The organism is Paraburkholderia azotifigens, from assembly GCF_007995085.1.
GTDB lineage: Bacteria > Pseudomonadota > Gammaproteobacteria > Burkholderiales > Burkholderiaceae > Paraburkholderia > Paraburkholderia azotifigens.
The window spans coordinates 1,487,018-1,504,207 of the sequence record NZ_VOQS01000005.1; the positions used below are offsets into that span (position 1 = coordinate 1,487,018).

The 17,190-nt window shown below is 61.7% G+C and carries 12 protein-coding genes; 5 read left to right on the top strand and 7 right to left on the bottom strand.

Annotation, left to right across the window (positions count from 1 at the left end; genetic code table 11):
* Window positions 1–74 precede the first annotated feature (74 nt).
* The 3 genes from FRZ40_RS38660 to FRZ40_RS38670 form a co-directional block, all read right to left on the bottom strand.
* The gene (locus FRZ40_RS38660; protein WP_147237737.1) at window positions 75–1,004 is read right to left on the bottom strand and encodes a LysR family transcriptional regulator; all 930 of its coding nucleotides are present in this window, start codon (window positions 1,002–1,004) and stop codon (window positions 75–77) included.
* An 86-nt stretch (window positions 1,005–1,090) separates the two neighbouring features.
* Window positions 1,091–2,377, bottom strand: coding sequence for an MFS transporter (locus FRZ40_RS38665; RefSeq protein ID WP_147237739.1), 1,287 nt, complete (start codon window positions 2,375–2,377; stop codon window positions 1,091–1,093).
* A gap of 287 nt (window positions 2,378–2,664) precedes the next feature.
* Window positions 2,665–3,075 (bottom strand): ATP-binding protein, encoded by a 411-nt coding sequence (locus FRZ40_RS38670; RefSeq protein ID WP_240057465.1) that lies wholly within the window; start codon window positions 3,073–3,075, stop codon window positions 2,665–2,667.
* Window positions 3,076–3,675: 600 nt separating this feature from the next.
* Here FRZ40_RS38670 and FRZ40_RS38675 point away from each other — a divergent pair.
* Complete coding sequence (locus FRZ40_RS38675; RefSeq protein WP_028366160.1) at window positions 3,676–4,629, top strand: chemotaxis protein; 954 nt, start codon at window positions 3,676–3,678, stop codon at window positions 4,627–4,629.
* 19 nt (window positions 4,630–4,648) lie between these two features.
* Here the strand turns inward: FRZ40_RS38675 and FRZ40_RS38680 are convergent, their stop codons facing one another.
* Entirely contained in the window at window positions 4,649–6,238 is a 1,590-nt protein-coding gene (locus tag FRZ40_RS38680; RefSeq protein WP_240057466.1) for an ABC transporter substrate-binding protein, read from the bottom strand.
* 345 nt (window positions 6,239–6,583) lie between these two features.
* On the opposite strand from FRZ40_RS38680, the gene FRZ40_RS38685 reads away from it, so the two are divergent.
* The 4 genes from FRZ40_RS38685 (at window position 6,584) to FRZ40_RS38700 (ending at window position 11,692) form a co-directional block, all read left to right on the top strand.
* Window positions 6,584–7,912 (top strand): LLM class flavin-dependent oxidoreductase, encoded by a 1,329-nt coding sequence (locus FRZ40_RS38685; protein ID WP_147237740.1) that lies wholly within the window; start codon window positions 6,584–6,586, stop codon window positions 7,910–7,912.
* A gap of 25 nt (window positions 7,913–7,937) precedes the next feature.
* Window positions 7,938–8,903, top strand: coding sequence for an aliphatic sulfonate ABC transporter substrate-binding protein (locus tag FRZ40_RS38690; RefSeq protein WP_147237742.1), 966 nt, complete (start codon window positions 7,938–7,940; stop codon window positions 8,901–8,903).
* A gap of 196 nt (window positions 8,904–9,099) precedes the next feature.
* Window positions 9,100–10,758, top strand: coding sequence for an alkaline phosphatase family protein (locus FRZ40_RS38695; protein WP_147237744.1), 1,659 nt, complete (start codon window positions 9,100–9,102; stop codon window positions 10,756–10,758).
* 241 nt (window positions 10,759–10,999) lie between these two features.
* Window positions 11,000–11,692, top strand: a complete 693-nt coding sequence (locus tag FRZ40_RS38700; RefSeq protein ID WP_028366165.1) for a phosphatase PAP2 family protein — start codon at window positions 11,000–11,002, stop codon at window positions 11,690–11,692.
* Between the two features lie 72 nt (window positions 11,693–11,764).
* Here FRZ40_RS38700 and FRZ40_RS38705 read toward each other — a convergent pair whose 3' ends face one another.
* The 3 genes from FRZ40_RS38705 to ilvB all read right to left on the bottom strand — a co-directional run bounded on the left by FRZ40_RS38705 (window position 11,765) and on the right by ilvB (window position 17,123).
* Window positions 11,765–14,587: a 2-oxoglutarate dehydrogenase E1 component gene (locus tag FRZ40_RS38705; RefSeq protein WP_147237746.1), complete on the bottom strand. Its 2,823-nt coding sequence runs from the start codon at window positions 14,585–14,587 to the stop codon at window positions 11,765–11,767.
* 331 nt (window positions 14,588–14,918) lie between these two features.
* Entirely contained in the window at window positions 14,919–15,239 is a 321-nt protein-coding gene (locus FRZ40_RS38710) for an ArsR/SmtB family transcription factor (protein ID WP_147237748.1), read from the bottom strand.
* 15 nt (window positions 15,240–15,254) lie between these two features.
* On the bottom strand, window positions 15,255–17,123 hold the full coding sequence (gene ilvB / locus FRZ40_RS38715; RefSeq protein WP_147237750.1) for a biosynthetic-type acetolactate synthase large subunit: 1,869 nt from the start codon (window positions 17,121–17,123) through the stop codon (window positions 15,255–15,257).
* Window positions 17,124–17,190: the final 67 nt, after the last annotated feature.

Below are 17,190 nucleotides of genomic sequence, written 5' to 3' on the forward strand. Positions count from 1 at the left end.
TTCAACTTTAGGAGCGCAGCAGAACATCGACAACCGGCACCGCACCGATTACGGCATTTGCGATTCGCGAATAATCAGCGGACCCAGCCGCGCTCGATGAGCGGCGCGTCCCACGACGGCTCAGGCCCGAGCCAGTCGGCGAGAAATTCGACCAGCGCCTTCACCTTGAGCGCCTGGCGCTGCGTCGCGGGATACACGGCCGCGAAGTTCAGCGGCGAGAGTGCGTAATCGGCGAGGATGGGAACGAGCGTCCCGTCGAGCAGCGCGGCGCTTGCGACGAGCGTCGGCAGGCACACCACGCCGCCGCCCGTCAGCGCATAGTCGCGTAGCAGGTGCACGGAATTCGAGCGGATCATGCCGGGCAATTCCATTTCCACGACCTCGTCGCCGCGCGTCATCGTCCAGCGGTTGCGCGATGGATAACCCGAATAGAGCGCTGTGGTGTGCTGCAACAAATCGCGCGGATGCTGCGGCGCGCCATGCTCGCTCACATAAGCAGGCGCGGCGCAGAAGAGCCGCCGCACGGGAAAGAGGCGCCGTTCGATCAGCGATTCGGAAATGGGCGGGAAGATCTGAAACGCGACGTCGAAGCCTTCTTCGATGGGATCGACGACGCGGTCGTTGACGATCACGTCGAGCTGAATGCCGGGATAACGCCGGTTGAACTCGGCCAGCGACGCGCCGAAGTGTCCGAGCGCGAAGCCCGGCAGCATCTGGATGCGCAGCCTGCCTGTGGGGGTGGCGCGCAGTTCCCGCATCTGGTCGGTCAACTCGTTGACGCGACCGACGACTTCCGCGCATTCGCGATAGAACGCTTCGCCGACGTCGGAGAGCCGCACGTGGCGCGTGCTGCGATGAAAGAGCGGCGCATCGACGAACTTCTCCAGTTGCTGGATGCGGTTCGTCTCGACCGAACTGGTCACGCCGAGTTGCCGTGCGGCCTCGGCGAAGCTGCTGGTTTCAGCCACCCGCACGAAGGCTTCGATACTCAGAAAACGATCCATGCTGCGTCCTTGTCCCCGTCTCCAGCACGTCAGTGTATACGTGCTGGAGCCTGGGTCGGTGCACGCGGCGTATGAGGAGACTTTGCTTATTCAGGCTGTTCGACGGCAGGGAAACGGCTGGACTCGTCGACGGTCGGTGCGCTGCGCCGCCGCGCCCTGGCGGGCGCCGTCTCTTCGAGCAGCAGGCTCACGCCGACGCCGAGAATCACCGCACAGATCGGCAGCCACAGAATGTTCTGAATGCCGAAGTGCGTGGCGACGAAGCCCGCGAGTGCAGGCGCAATGCCGCCGCCGAAGATCTCGCCCGCGCCGACCACGATGCCGATCGCCGTCGACACCATGCCGATGGGCGCCGCTTCTGTCGCGACGGGGCCGGACAGCAGCGATACGAGACCCAGTGTGAAGAACGACGCGACGAACAGCACCGCGAACAGCGCGAACGGCTGCGCGCCGAGGCCACGGAACACATACAGCATCACGGCCGTACCGACGAAGCCGACGATGCTGGCAAAGCGCCGCCCGACGAGATCGGACAGCCCCGGCAAACCGAACTGCCCGACGAAACCGCCGAAGCCGATGGCCGACACGACGACGCCCATGCGCTGGGTGTCGAGCGCGAGATAGTCGGTCAGATAGAGCGGCAGCATCGCGCCGAGCACGAACACGCCCGTCATCGCGCAGAACAGCGCGACCATTGCCACGGGGATGTTGCGGCTCTTCAGCACATCGCGCCAGTTGCCATGCGTCTTTTGCGTGGGCGTATTCGCCTGCTTGATCTCGACGGACGACTCGGGCTTCGGCTCGCGAATCACGCGATACATCAGCAGACCGAGTATCAGCCCGGGAATAGACACGAGCGCGAACACCCAGCGCCAGCTCATCACGCCGAGCAGCTGCGTCGCGATGATGGGCGACAGCGCCAGTCCGAACAGCGCGAAACCGCTTTGCTGCAAGCCGAGATTGAAGCCGCGCCGTTTCGGATGCGAAGCGTCGGCGGTCGCGGCGAAGCTCGTGGGACAAAACGAGCCTTCCGCCACCCCCATCAGCGCGCGAATTCCGAGAAGCGCGGCCAGTCCACCCGCGACGCCCGAGAAGCCCGACAGCAGCGAGAATGCGATGATCGCGGGGATCAGCACCTTGCGACGGCCGATCTTGTCGGAGATGCCGCCCATCAATGCGGCGAACACGCCCCACGACAGCCCGAGGATGCCAATGCAATTGCCCACGTCCTGCGCATTCAGATGCAGGTCTTTCATGATCGACGGGAAAAGCGGTGCGATGAGCCACCGGTCAAGACCTACGAGGCCGAAGCCGAGCGCAAGCAGCGTCACGGCTTTCCATTCGTAGGACACGTCCCACTGATTCGCTTTCATCTTTGTCTCCAATGTCATGTTCGAGCCGGCGTGCGCGATGCGTCGCAATGTTCGGCTACGCTGCCGGTTTGACGCAGAGTGGCCCAAGCCGGGCGCGCGGGGAATGGGGATGTGGGCGAATGCGGCATTCGCGAAATGCAAATAATGGGGAATGCAACGCACGCAAAACCAATCAGCCGGCTTCATCCGGCTCTGGTCGGCGTTCGACTCGAACCGCTCATGCGACGGGACGAGCATCCCAAAGAATGGACTGACTGATGCGCTGAGCCGGATGGCTGCACCGCGTTTTAGTGCGCGAGCCGTGGCAGCGTGAAAGTTGCGCGCGTGCCGACGCCTTCGCGTGCGGACAAGGTCAGCTTGCCGCCATCTGCATCGACGATCGAATGCGAAATGGCAAGCCCCATACCCATGCCGTTTTCCTTTGTGGTGAACAGGGGTTCGTGTAGCCGGTGAGCAATGCCCGGCGCAATGCCGCTGCCCAGATCGTCCACCGTCACGCTCACGAGATCGTCCGCTTCCGCCGCGCACTCGAGTACGAGGCGGCGATCGCTGCCGCGCGCCATCATCGACCCGGCACCGTTCATCAACAGATTGATGACGACCTGCTGCAACTGGGTCCGGTCGCCGCGCACTTGCACGACGCCATTCAAGCCACGCAGTTCCAGCGAAACCTTGAGCGCGTCGAGATGAACAGCCACGAGCGCCGACGCTTCCCCCTGGCATTCCGTCAGCGGTGCAGGCCGCTTCCCCGCTTCCGGGTCCGCGGAAAGGGTTGAACCCGCCTGCGTTTGAACGCGCTTTGCCTCACCATCCTTTGTGCAGGCGGTGCTGCGGACCAACCGCCTCGAATGCACGAGGATCCGGAATGAAGACTCGTGTATCGTTGCCGCGCAAGATCCGTGCTGGGTACGCTGTCCTGGGCGTCGATCAACGAACCGGACACGGGCACGGCCGGCGACTGGACCGGCTGCGCCCCGCGCGCTCGCCGCGCATGGATTGCCCGATGTCCAGCGCGATCCGTCAGATCCGGAACGATTGCGGATCGGAGGGCGGTCGATGCAGTTTTCGGAAGCCGCCGCGCAAGCCTTGCTACCGCCCGGTCGCGCCGCGCCGGAACAGGACTGACCCGTCATCCGGCTGCATGAAGGGCGGTCGTCGGAATCGCCCGATTCGAACGACCGTTCATCCGGGCGCGGTGCGCCACGGGGTTTTCACCGGCGTTCATGTTTTTCGCGCCCAGGCCGATATACGTGTATGCAAGGCGCAAGCGCCGCTACGCCCGTAAATTTCAGAGCTACATGATGGACCATCATTCAACCGATGCACGCACGACCCTGACGAGTTCAAATCAGTTCGAACTGCTCCTGTTCAGGCTTGGCAGCGTGCCGGGCGACACCGCGCACGAACTGTACGGCATCAACGTATTCAAGGTCCGCGAAATCCTGACGATGCCGACCATCACGCCGATCGTCGGCGCGTCCCCCTGTGTGATGGGCGCCGTCAATATTCGCGGGCAAGTTATTCCCGTCGTCGATCTGCCGAGGCTCATGGGCTGCGAGCCCACTCGCGGGCTGAACATCCTGCTGGTGACCGAATTCGCCCGTACCACTCAGGGCTTCGCCGTGCAGGAAGTGGACGACATCGTGCGTCTGGACTGGAATCAGGTGCTCCCGGCGGACGCTGCGGCGGGATCGGGGCTCGTCACGAGCATTGCGCGGATCGACGGCAACACGGGCGATTCGCGGCTGGCACAGGTCGTCGACGTCGAACAGGTGCTGCGCGACGTGCTCCCGACTCACCAGGTGCCGGCCAAAACAGCGAATCCGGCCGGCATCCTCCAGTTGCCGCCCGGCACCCGCATTCTCGCCGCCGACGATTCCGGCTTCGCTCGCACGCTGATCCAGCAGGCGCTCGGCGAAATCGGCGCCGAATCGATCATGGCCAAGACGGGCGAAGAAGCGTGGCAGATTCTCGTGAAAATGGCCGACGCAGCGCAGCGGAACAAGACCCGCTTGCGCGATGCCGTCACGATGGTGCTGACCGATCTGGAAATGCCCGAGGTGGACGGCTTCACGCTGACACGCCGCATCCGCGCCGACAACCGGATGCGCGACATGCCCGTCGTGATCCATTCGTCGCTGACGGGCTCCGCGAACGAGGCCCATGTGCGCAATGCGGGCGCCAACGGTTTCGTGGCGAAGTTTCAGGCGGCGGAACTCGCCGAAGCCATCCGGCGCGCGATCGCCGCTTGAGTCAGCGGCTCGCGCGATTTCACTCGATCGACACGCCATCGAACCGATGACTGCCCAGCGGCGAGAACACCAGCCCGCTGACGCGTTTCGAAGCCGGTAGCGAAACGATCGAGTGCGCAACAGGTGTGTAGGGCACCTGCTGCTTGAAGATCACCTGTGCCTGCTCATAAAGGCGCGTACGCTCCTTCACGTCCGACGTCCCGCGCGCCTTTTCGATGAGTCCGTTGAACGCCGGATCGCACCATTTGGCGACGTTGCTTCCATGCACGGCGTCGCAGCCGAGCAAGGTGCCGAGCCAGTTGTCGGGATCGCCATTGTCGCCGGACCAGCCGTAGAGAATCGCGTCGTGCTCGCCGCCCTGCTTCGCGCGCCGGTTGTACTCGCCCCATTCGTAACTGACGATCTTCGCGCGCACGCCGATCTGCGCCCAGTCGTGCTGGATCAGTTCCGCCATCAGATGCGCGTTGGGGTTGTAGGGACGCTGCACGGGCATCGCCCATAGCGTCAGATCGAAACCGTCCGGAAAGCCCGCCTGAGCGAGCAGTGCTTTGGCCTTTGCCGGATCGTGCGGCGCATCCTTGAGTTCCTTGTCGTACGACCACTGCGCAGGCGGCATCGGGTTCGTCGCGACTGTCGCATTGCCGGAGAACACGGCCCGAATGATTGCGGGCTTGTCGATGGCCATATCGAGTGCGCGGCGAACCTCGAGCCGGTTCAACGGCGCGTGCTGCGTGTTGTACGCGACGAAGCCCACATTGAAGCCGACACCCGAGACGAGCGTCAGCGCGGGATTGCGTTTGACCACATCGAGATCCGCGGGTCGCGGAAACACCGACACCTGGCATTCGCCGTTCGCGAGCTTCTGGACGCGCACCGCGGGATCGGGCGTGATCGAGAACACCAGATGCGCGAGCTTCACATCGGCGGGACGCCAGTAATCGGGATTCGCGTCATAGCGGATCAGCGCATCCTTCTGATACGAACGGAACGTGAACGGCCCCGTGCCGACCGGCAACTGATTGATGTCCGCTTCGCGGTGCGCGTCTGCCAGCTTCGCAGCGTATTGCGCGGAAAGAATCGAAGCGAAGCTCATCGCGAGATTGCGCACGAAGATCACGTCGGGTTCTTTCAGGTGGAAGCGCACGGTGTAGTCGTCCACCCGTTCGATGCTCTCGATGTTCTTGTCGAAACCGAGATCACTGAAGTACGGAAAGCTGGCTGGATACGCCTTACGAAAAGGATCGTCCGTGTGCAGCATGCGGTTGAACGTGAACAGCACGTCGTCGGCATTGAACTCGCGCGTCGGTTTGAACCATGCCGTCGTCTGGAACTTCACCCCTTTTCGCAGATGAAACGTGTACGTGCGCTGATCGGCCGATATATCCCAACTCGTTGCAAGCGCGGGTTCCGGATCGAGCGTGCCGGCTTTGAACTGCACCAGTTCGTTGTACACGGTGTACGTGCTGGCGTCGAAATCGGTGCTCGTCGTGTGCTGGCCGGGATCGAACCCGGCGGGACTGCCTTCGGAGCAGAAGACGAGCGTGCCCGCGGGCGCCGCATGAGCCGAAGCGGACAGCGCCGCGACGCCTGCAATCTGAAGCGCGGCCATGCCGAGCACACATGAGATGCGAGAAAAAGAGCGCGTGAAATGCGCCCGGTCACGAAGCGTTCGGAGAATCATCACGATGGGAAAAGTGGCTTGACACACAGAGGACTCGCGCGTTTGAAAACACGCCGCGAAAAACGGGAGTGATTGTCTCTGCGCTTTCCGCCGAACCGCCACCAATTAATCTCCACATCGTTATATGCGCCGCTGCTTACCCGTATGACGGGCCGCCGCAGGTGATATCGATATCTGTCTTTGTTCGTTTGAGTCGCCTGATGCCGTCAATAGAATGGGATGTTCCCGTCATCGATCCGCACTGTTCCGCAAGCGTTCCGACACCAGGCGTCCATGTCCCGTTCCATTCACCTCAATCTGTTCATACACGGCCGCGGTCATCATGAAGCAGGCTGGCGACATCCCGGCGCGACTCGCAAAGCGTTGACCGACGTCAGCTATTTTGCCGATCTCGCCAGGCGCGCAGAGGCCGGCCGTTTCGATTCGATCTTCTTTGCCGACTCGCTCGAACTCGGCGACGGCGCGCGTTACGTCGCGAGCGGCGCGCTCGAACCGCTCACGACGCTCGCTGCATTGGCACGCGAAACGTCGCATATCGGGCTCATTGCCACTGCATCGACAACCTATACGGAGCCGTTCAATCTCGCCCGCCAGTTCGCGTCGCTCGATCATATTTCGGGCGGACGCGTCGGCTGGAACATCGTGACTTCGTGGGTCGGCGGCGCTGCACCGAACTTCGGCTACGACCGCACGCCCGAACATAGCGAGCGCTATGCCCGGGCAGACGAATTCGTCGAAGTGGTGAAAGCGCTGTGGGACAGTTGGGCCGACGACGCGATCATCGACGACGTCACGAGCGGCCGCTTCCTGAATCGCGGTCGTGTACGACGGATCGACTGGAAGGGACGCTTCTATAGCGTAGCGGGACCGCTCAATCTGCCGCGCTCGCCGCAAGGTCGGCCCGTGCTCGTGCAGGCCGGTTCGTCTGCGACGGGCAAAGCATTTGCCGCGCGTCATGCGGAAGCCGTCTTCACCGCTCATCTGACGAAGGCATCCGCGGCCGATTTCTACGCCGAACTGAAACAGGCAACCATCGCGGCAGGAAGACGCGCGGATGAAGTCGTGATCCTGCCGGGCCTCAGTGCCGCCATCGGTTCGACCGATGCCGAAGGACAAGCACTGCTGGAAGAACTGAACGGACTCACCGATATCGACGTCGGCTTGAGCCGCCTGTCGAACCGCTTTGGCGGACATGATTTCAGCACGCTCCCGCTCGATCAGCCGCTCTCGCGCGACGACTTTCCCGATCCGTCGACAGTCCAGGCCGCGCAGAGCCGCGCCGTCGTCATCACCGATCTGGTCGCGCGCGAACGTCCGACGCTGCGCACACTGCTTCGACAGCTCGCAGGCGCGCGCGGTCACTTCGCACTGGCAGGTTCGCCCGAGCGTATCGCCGACGTGATCGAAGACTGGACCGAAAGCCGTGCAGCCGATGGCTTCAACATCATGCCGCCTGTTTTACCCGCGCAACTGGACATCTTCGTTGATCACGTCATTCCAGTTCTTCAGAAGCGCGGCATTTTCCGGCGCGAGTACGCAGCCGATACGCTGCGCGGCCACTACGGCCTCACACGTCCCGTGAATCCGCATTTCCACTCCTGACATTCTGAGCAAGGCGACTTACATCATGCTGCCGTTCCGCCGTCCATCGTGGCGCGCCTTTCTCGCTTGCCTCGTCTGCTTCGGCTTTCAGTCGTTGGCCTATGCAGACGCAAGCTGGCCTGCCGCCATCAACATCGGTATCCAGAAGGGCGACCCGCTCGTGGCATTGCGCGCATCGGGCGAACTCGAGAAAGTCTTTTCCGCACATGGCGTCGCCGTCAGATGGAAGGAGTTCGTCTATGGCGCGCCGCTCGTCGAAGCGATCAACACAGGCGATGTGGATGTCGGCGCCGTCGGTTCGACGCCGCCCATTCTCGCGCAGGCGGGTGCCGCGCCGGGCGTGGTCTACGTTGCGTTTGCCCCTAAGTTGCAGAAGAGCTATGGCATCATCGTGCCGGCCAGATCGACGATACAGCGCGTGGAAGATCTCAGAGGCAGGAAGATCGCTTTCGCAAAAGGATCGCAAGGGCATCTGTTCGTTCTCAAGGCGCTAGCCGACGCCGGCGTGCCCGTCACGTCGGTTCAATTCGTCTACTTGAATTACAGCGATGCGCGCGCCGCATTCGAACGCGGCTTCATCGACGCGTGGGCCGTGCCCGATCCGCGCTATGCCGATACCGAGCTCTCGACAGGCGCGCGCACGATTCTCACCATCGGTCAGTTGTCGGTTGCGCAATATGGCTTCTACATCGGTTCGCGCGATTTCGCACGGCGTTACCCTGCGGCACTGCGTCTGCTATTCGACGTACTCGATAAACAGACCGCGAGCGAACTCGCGCACCCGGCACAAACAGCGGAGTTCCTCGCGCAGAGTACAGGCGTCCGGCTGGACGTCTGGTCGCGAGCGCTGCCTAGACTCGAATGGGGTGTCCACTACCCGCTCACGGATGAAGTCGTGAAAGCACAGCAGGACGCCGCGGATCTGGCCTACCGGGAACGCGTCATACCGCGACGTGTCGAGGTGCGCGATGCGATCGTCGATATCCGCTAGCATCGGCGATTGCGCAACATGTGCTGCCTGCGTGTCTCTCTATTCGAATTCCACCCCGCCAGGTCAAAACCTGATTTTCATTCTCATACCTTGAGCTAAACGAAAGCCCCGCTTCATCGTGAGGTCGCATTTCACGCGCACATTACCGCTGCCGTAACAATTCGAAATTGGTATGCGACATCACGCGAGGTGAATAATGAGTCGACTGATCAGATGGGTTGGAGCCGGTGCGTTGGCGGGTTCGATGATCGTGCCGCTAGCGACCGCGCAAGCGGATGACGGACAAGGGCGAGGGCACGACAACGGAGACAACGCGATCAGACATGTGCTGCTGATCAGTGTCGATGGCCTGCATGAGCAGGATGTGGCGCGCTGCATCGGCGCGAACAGCTGCCCGAATATCGCGTTGCTGGCGAAGTCCGGCGTCACGTACACGAACGCCTACACGCCGGGCTTGTCGGATTCGTTCCCCGGCCTCGCCGCGCTCGTCACGGGCGGATCGCCGAAATCCGCAGGGCTTTTCTATGACGTGTCCTACGACCGCACGCTATACGCGCCGTCCGACACGGATTGCACGGGTACGCAAGGCTGGAACGTCGTGTTCGACGAAACGACGGGCATCGATGCACAAGGCGGCGGCGCCCTGATCCATCTCGACGGCGGCGGCAATTTCAATCCCGACGCCATTCCGCGCGCAAAACATGACGGCAAATGCACGCCCGTCTATCCGCACGATTACATCAGGACGAATACGGTATTCGAGGTCGTGAAGGAGCACGTTCGCGACTCGCGCACTGCATGGGCCGACAAGCACGCTTGGGGTTACGACTGGCTGAATGGACCGTCGGGACGCGGCGTCGACGATCTGTCGCGCACCGAGATCAATTCGATCAATCCGGCGACGGGCAACGACTATACCGACGTCTATACGAATACCGAAATCTTCGACAACCTCCACGTCGCGTCGATCATCAATGAGATCGATGGAAAAGATTCGACGGGAACGCGCAACGCGCCCGTGCCGACGTTGTTCGGCACGAACTTCCAGACGCTGAGCGTTGCGCAAAAAGCCCCTGTCGCAAAGGATGGCGGCTACGTCGATACGAGCTTCACGCCCGGCAAGCAGGTGGCGGCAGCGATCGGATATGTGGACGATGCGATCGGCAAGATGGTCGCGGAGTTGAAGACGCGTAATCTCGCCAGTTCGACGATGGTGATCGTCACGGCCAAGCACGGACAGTCACCTACGGACCACTCGAAGCTCGTCAAGAACGGCGATACGCTCACGGCGCTGCTCGAATCGAAGAACTACCTCGATCCGAACGGCAATTTCGGCCAGAACGGCAACGCCAAAGCACTGAACGATGGCACGGGACGTGTCGGCACGGGCATGGTACAGACCGACGACGTAGGTCTGATCTGGCTGCGTGACCAGTCGCAGCTCCCGCAAGTCGTCGCGACGCTGAAGGCGAATCTGAGTTGCACCACGATGGGCATCTGCGCGGACGGTCCACAAGCGTACATCCTGTCGGGCGCGCGGCTCGCATCGCTGTTCGGCGATCCGTCGAACGGCCGTACGCCGGACATCATCGTGCAGCCGAATCCCGGCGTCATCTACACGTCGAGCACGAAGAAGGATGAGGAGCACGGCGGCAATGCGCCCGACGACGGCCACCTCGGGCTGATCGTTTCGTTTCCGGATGGCCGCCATCACGGCAAGACGGTCGAAGGCCGCGTGACCACGACTCAGGTCGCACCGACCATTCTGCGTGCGTTGGGCGTCGACCCTGACGAACTGCATTCGGTGAAAGCAGAGGGCACTCGCGCGCTGCCCGGACTTCACACGGACGACTGAACCCTGCCGGCTTCAATCTGATCGACGTGCGGCACCTGTGGCCGCACGTCGTTTCGATTTTCCAATGCGTGTTTCCAGTGCGCGTGTGCGTGTCACACCCGATAGACGCTCGCAAGAAAAAAGAGAATAAAGCTACGAGGCGCGTTACACCTTTTTAACCACTATTCCCGACCCGCCGTTCGGGAACAGAAATCGCTACTCCGCGGGCTTCATTGCTTTGAATCCGGTGGTACTGAAATACATGCTTAACTTCGATACAACTATAGAAACATATCTAACGCACATCCATCTCGGCCCAGTGCCGAACCTCGTCATGAGAGCCCTCACGGACATGTATACGTTCCGGGGACTCGTGCTTATCCCTATCTTATGGTGGATCTGGTTTCAACCGGGTGAACGCCGCGACTGGCAGCGCGAAATGGTGATCGCAACCGTCGTGAGCGGGTTCCTGGCGCTTTTTGTTGGGAGAGTATTGGCGGACTTCCTGCCGTTCCGGATGCGTCCCATCTACGATCCCAACTTACATCTGCACTTCGCGAACAGTTCTGGAGGCGATGCACGGCTGTCGACCTGGAGTTCATTCCCGAGCGATCACGCGATGCTGTGGATGGCCGTCGCCACAGGAATTTTCATTGTCCGGCGCATGGCAGGCATCCTGGTCATTGCCTATACGGCACTCTTCATCTGCTTTCCTCGCGCTTACCTTGGCTTTCACCACCCGACCGATCTGCTTGCGGGCGCGGCAATCGGGATTGCCATCACGTTTCTCATGACGCGTACGCCGATCAGAACGCGTTATGCCACACCGTGCTTGCGCTGGATGGAGCGTTATCCCGGACCGGCTTCCGTCTTTGCGTTTCTACTGTGCTTCGAACTCGTTACCCAGTTCGATGAACTCCGCAGGCTTGCTAGTGCCGCGTCGAAAGCGCTTTGATGAGTGATGCTTCAGCTCGTTGATCAGCATGGCGAATCGGAAGCATCGCCTCCCGTTCGCCATCGCTGCTCATCACTCGTCGATCGCCGCGTGCAGGAACTTCTCCTGACGCGCAATGTGCATCGAATTGTAGCCCGGTGCGGTCGATGCCGCTGCATCAGGTCCGACATAGCGCAGCGTGGCAGGCGCTTTCACGATGTCGAGCAACGGCTCCATGACGAAACGCCATGCTCCCTGGTTCTTCGACTCTTCCTGACACCACACGACGCGCTTCAGATTCGGATAGCGCTCGAGCTGCGCACTGATCTGCTTTGCGGGAAACGGATACAGCTGCTCGACGCGGATCAACGCGATGTTGTCCTTGCCTGCCTTACGCCGGCGCTCGAGCAGTTCGTAGTAGACCTTCCCCGAGCACAGAATGACCTTGTCGATTCTGGCCGCCGCTTCAGTCGCCAGTGATTCGACGAGTATTTCGCTGAATCGGCCCGTTGCCAGCTCTTCGAGACTGTTGACCGCTTCCGGGTGACGCAGAAGCGACTTTGGCGTCATCACAATGAGCGGCACGCGATCGCGCAACACGGCCTGCATCCGCAGCAGGTGGAACATCTGCGCCGGTGTCGTCGGCTGACAGACCCGCATGTTGTCCTCCGCGCACAGTTGCAGATAGCGCTCGAGACGCGCCGACGCGTGCTCCGGACCCTCTCCTTCCTGCCCGTGCGGAAGCAGCATCGTTACGCCGCTGCGTTGCCCCCACTTTGCCGCACCTGCCGACAGAAAGTTGTCGATGACGACCTGCGCGCCATTTGCAAAATCGCCGAATTGCGCTTCCCACAGCACGAGTGAATTCTGCCGGACGACTGAGTATCCGTACTCGAAGCCCAGCACCGCAGCCTCCGACAACACCGAATTGGTGACCGAAAATTTCCCCTGGTCATCGGACACATGATGCAGCGGCACATACGTTCCCTCGGCCCGATTCGACCGGTTCTGATCGTGCAGTACCGCATGGCGATGGCTGAACGTGCCGCGTTCGCTATCCTGTCCGCTCAAACGCACATCGATGCCCGCCGACAGCAGCGACGCAAACGCCATATGTTCCGCCATGCCCCAGTCCAGCGGACGCTTGCCTTCGGCCATCTCGCGGCGCGCAGCCATCACTTTGCCGACAAGGGGATGCAGCGCGTACTGCTCCGGAACGCCCGTGATCCTGAGCGCGAGCGTTTGCACGAGATCCAGCAGCGGCGGTGCATAGATACGGCTGACGTTTCCGTCGAGCTGTTGCGGCCAGTTCGCCTCTTCCTTCTTCTGAGCGGCGGATTTCCTCGCTTCGACGGACTGCGCGGCGTCGAGACGTTCGCGGTAGTCGTGCAGGTACTTCGCCACGTCTTCCGATGTGAGGATCTTCTCGTCCACCAGCTTCTTCGCGTAAAGCGCACGGACGCCGGGGTGGCTCGCAATCGAGCGGTACATCAACGGCTGCGTGATGGTCGGCGTGTCCTGTTCCTGGTGCCCATGACGTCGGAAGCAGACGAGATCGAGCACCACGCTCTTGCCGAATGTCGCGCGAAAGTCGATTGCCAGACGTGTTGCCGCAACCACGGCTTCGGGGTCGTCGCCGTTTACGTGAAGAACGGGGGCCTCGATCATCTTGGCGATATCGGTGCAATAGAACGACGAGCGCACGTCTCGCGGGTCGGAAGTCGTGAAGCCAACCTGATTGTTCACGACCACATGGATCGTGCCGCCCGTTCCGTAGCCTCTCGTGCTGGACAGGTTCATCGTTTCCATGACGATGCCCTGCCCCGAAATCGCGGCGTCCCCGTGAATCTCTACGGGCAGCACCGCGCCCGCGCCCAGCCCCAACACATCGGCACGCGCGCGAGCGATGCCTTGAACGACCGGGTTGACGACTTCGAGATGCGACGGGTTGAACGCGAGCGTCACTTCCGCGGGCCCCGTCGCGGTCGGCAGCAAGCCCGTAAAGCCCTTGTGATACTTCACGTCGCCCGCCGGCAGCAGATTCGCGGTCTTGCCTTCGAACTCGTCGAACAAGGCAGCCGGCGGCTTACCGACGATATTCACGAGCACGTTCAGACGGCCGCGATGCGCCATGCCGAGAATCGAACTCTTCACACCGTGTGTTGCGCCGTAAGCGATCAGTTCATCCAGCAGCACGATCAACGACTCGCCGCCTTCGAGCGAAAAGCGCTTCTGTCCAACGTAGCGCGCATGCAGGTACTTTTCGAGGCCCTCGGCCGCAGTCAGCCGTTCGAGAATGTGAAGCCTGTCGCCTTTATCCAGCTTCGCTTTGGCACGCGAAGACTCGAGACGCATCGACCACCAGTCGCGCTGCCCGGGATCGGCCAGATGCATGAACTCCGCGCCAAGCGTCCCGCAATAGGTTTCCTTTAGCGCCTGCAGCAGATCGCCGAGCGTTTCATCCTGCTCCGAGAACCAGGCGCCCGACATGCTGAACTTCGTGTTCATGTCTGCCGCGGTCAGATCGTGGTAAGCCGGGTTCAGTTCGGCCATGGGCAACGGCGCGGTCCAGCGCAGCGGATCCAGGCGGGCGTTGCGCGTACCGACCATTCGATACGCCGAAATCAATGCCTGCACGGCGACCTGCTTGCGCGCGAAGCCCAGGACGTCGTGCTCCGGGCGCCCATCCGTTCGCGGCTGCCTCGCCAGCTCGACGAAACGCGACACAACGGGCCCGTGCGGGACGTCGCCTGCATTCGATCCATCCAGCGCCGGCGTGCCCTGCAACGCGTCGAAATAGCCGCGCCAGTCGTCCGACACCGTGGCCGGGTCTGCAAGATAGGTTTCGTATTGCTCCTCGACATAAGGAGCATTGCCTCCAAACAGGAAGGAGGTTTTCCGGTTCCGCATCATCATGATGATTCTGTCCTCAGCCGGGCTTACGCCCGATAACCGCCACACAACAGGCCAGGGCAGCACCTGTGGCTGCCCTGGCGAGGCCAACGCTTTCACAGGTACACGAAGACAAAATCGGCGCGCGAAAAGAGACGACATACTGCGTCGCCATCGTTCACGTCAACTCGTGCAACACCGCATGGCTCCTGCCACCCGGTCCCTGTGCTCGCCAGGACCAGCGATCTCCTGACCGCTGGTGAATACAGTCTAGGTTTTGTGTGGTTCCATCGCCGCGTCAACTGCGACGGTCCTGGGACAACTGATGCGAATTTCCGGCCATCCTGCAACAGTGCTAAGGATGCTTGTCGAGCCTGGCCACGTCGGCATAGCAGCGGTCGGCAAACTCGCGGAGCGCGGTTTCGTTACGCGAAAAGAACGTCCATTGGCCGACCTTCCGCGCATCGATGAGACCGGCCTTTTCAAGCTGCGAAAGATGGCCCGACACCGTGGATTGCGACAATCCGCTTCGCGTGTGCAGCATGCCCGCGGAGACGGACCGAAAGGCAGTGTACTCAGGCTCGCTAAAGTACTTTTCCGGATCGGCCAGCCACTCCAGCACCTTTCGGCGGAATGGATGAGCCAGAGCCTTGATGGCTGAATCGAAGTCAATCATCCGATGCTCACGATGCTAGAACATATCCGCGGCCGGCAAGCGCGCGGCGCCCTTGCCACTGCTTGCCTGCTGCCCGGTCCGCGACGGGATGAATGGTCCGGTGATCATCGTCGCGTAGCTTTGTCCGGGCCCGACCATCGGATAGACATCCGCGTTCTGATCGATCATCACTTCGAGGAACGCCGGTCCATCGAACGAGAGGAAAGCACTGAGCGCATCGTCGAGTTCATCGACGGCTTCGACGCGGCGGGCAAAGCCAAACCCGTCTGCCTGCGCCGCCATCACGAAGTCCTTGCGATGAAGCGTCTTGTCGCTGACGAATAATCGCCCTTCGTAATAGAGATGCTGCCACTGCCGGATCATTCCATCGCCGACATTGTTGAGCAGCAGCACCTTCACGGGAACGCCGTAAGTGCTGGCCGTTTCGAGTTCGCCGACATTCATGCGGATACTGCCGTCTCCGTCGATATCGATCACGAGCGCATCCGGCCGCGCGAATTGAGCGCCGATTGCAGCGGGCAACCCGAAGCCCATCGTCCCCATGCTGCCCGATGTCAGAAAACTCCGCGGTTCGACGAAGTCGAAAAACTGCGCCGCCCACATCTGATGCTGACCGACGCCCGTGCTGACGATCGCCCGCCCTCCCGTCATGTCGCTGAGTCGTTCGATAACGTATTGCGGTTGAATGACCGGGCTGTTCCGGTCGTAATTCATGCCGTAGACGCGTTTGAGTTCCTGAATCTGTTCGAGCCAGTCCGAAGGCGCCTGCACATTCGAGTCCGATTCCATCAGCGAGCGAAGCGCGTTTCCGGCATCGCCTACGTGCGTCCAGTGCGCGCGTTTGACCTTGTTGATCTCGGCTTCGTCGATGTCGATGTGCGCGACGTACCGCGCATTCGGCGCGAATGCTTCCGGACGTCCCCCCGCGACGCGATCGTCGAACCGGGCGCCTAACGCGATCAGGAAATCGCAATCTTCGACGGCATAGTTCGCGCACGCGCTGCCGTGCATACCGAGCATGCCGAGGGACAGTTCGTGCTTCACGGGTATGGCGCCGAGCCCCATCAGCGTCGTCACGACGGGGATACGGTAGCGCTCGGCAAACTGCAGCAACCCGGCCGTCGCGCCCGCGGCAATCACGCCGCCGCCGACATATAACAGCGGACGCCTGCTCTGCGCCAGCAAGTCGAAGAATGCAGCGCGCTTGTCGTCGCCGAGCCGGGCGCCCTTTGCCACCATGCGAAGACGGTCCGAGTAACCCCGAAACTGCAATGTTCCGTGGCCCTCGTAGGTTCCCGTCCAGTTCTGGATGTCCTTGGGTACATCGACGACAACGGGGCCCGGCCGGCCCGTCCGTGCGACTTCGAATGCGGTCCGCAACGTCTGCTCCAGCTTTTCCGGATCGGTCACGAGGAAGACCTGCTTCGCACACGACGACATGATGTTGAAAACAGGCGCTTCCTGAAACGCATCGCTGCCGATCGCGGCACGCGGCACCTGTCCGCAGATGAGCACGACAGGAATCGAGTCGCCATTGCAGTCGGCAATCGGCGTCACGGCGTTCGTCGCGCCCGGGCCGGACGTCACCATGAACACGCCGACCTTTCCGCTCGCACGCGCATAGCCGGCCGCCATGAAGCCCGCAGCCTGTTCATTCGCGGGAACGACGAACCTGATCTGGTGCTCGGGGTTCGACTCGTTCAATTCGTTGAAGCGAAAGACGGCGTCGTAGGTCGGCAGAATTGCGCCGCCACTGTACCCGAACAGCGTATCGACACCCTGCTCGCTGAGTACGCGCAAAATGATGTCGGCACCCGACATGCGTTCGCCGGCATGCTCGCGTTTCGCGAGGACTTGTGGAGCTACGTTTGGGTTTTGGGTCATGGCTATCTCGAACGATGAAGGACGCTGATCGTCTCAGCGACCCGATTGAAGGCCGATATCCCTTCCA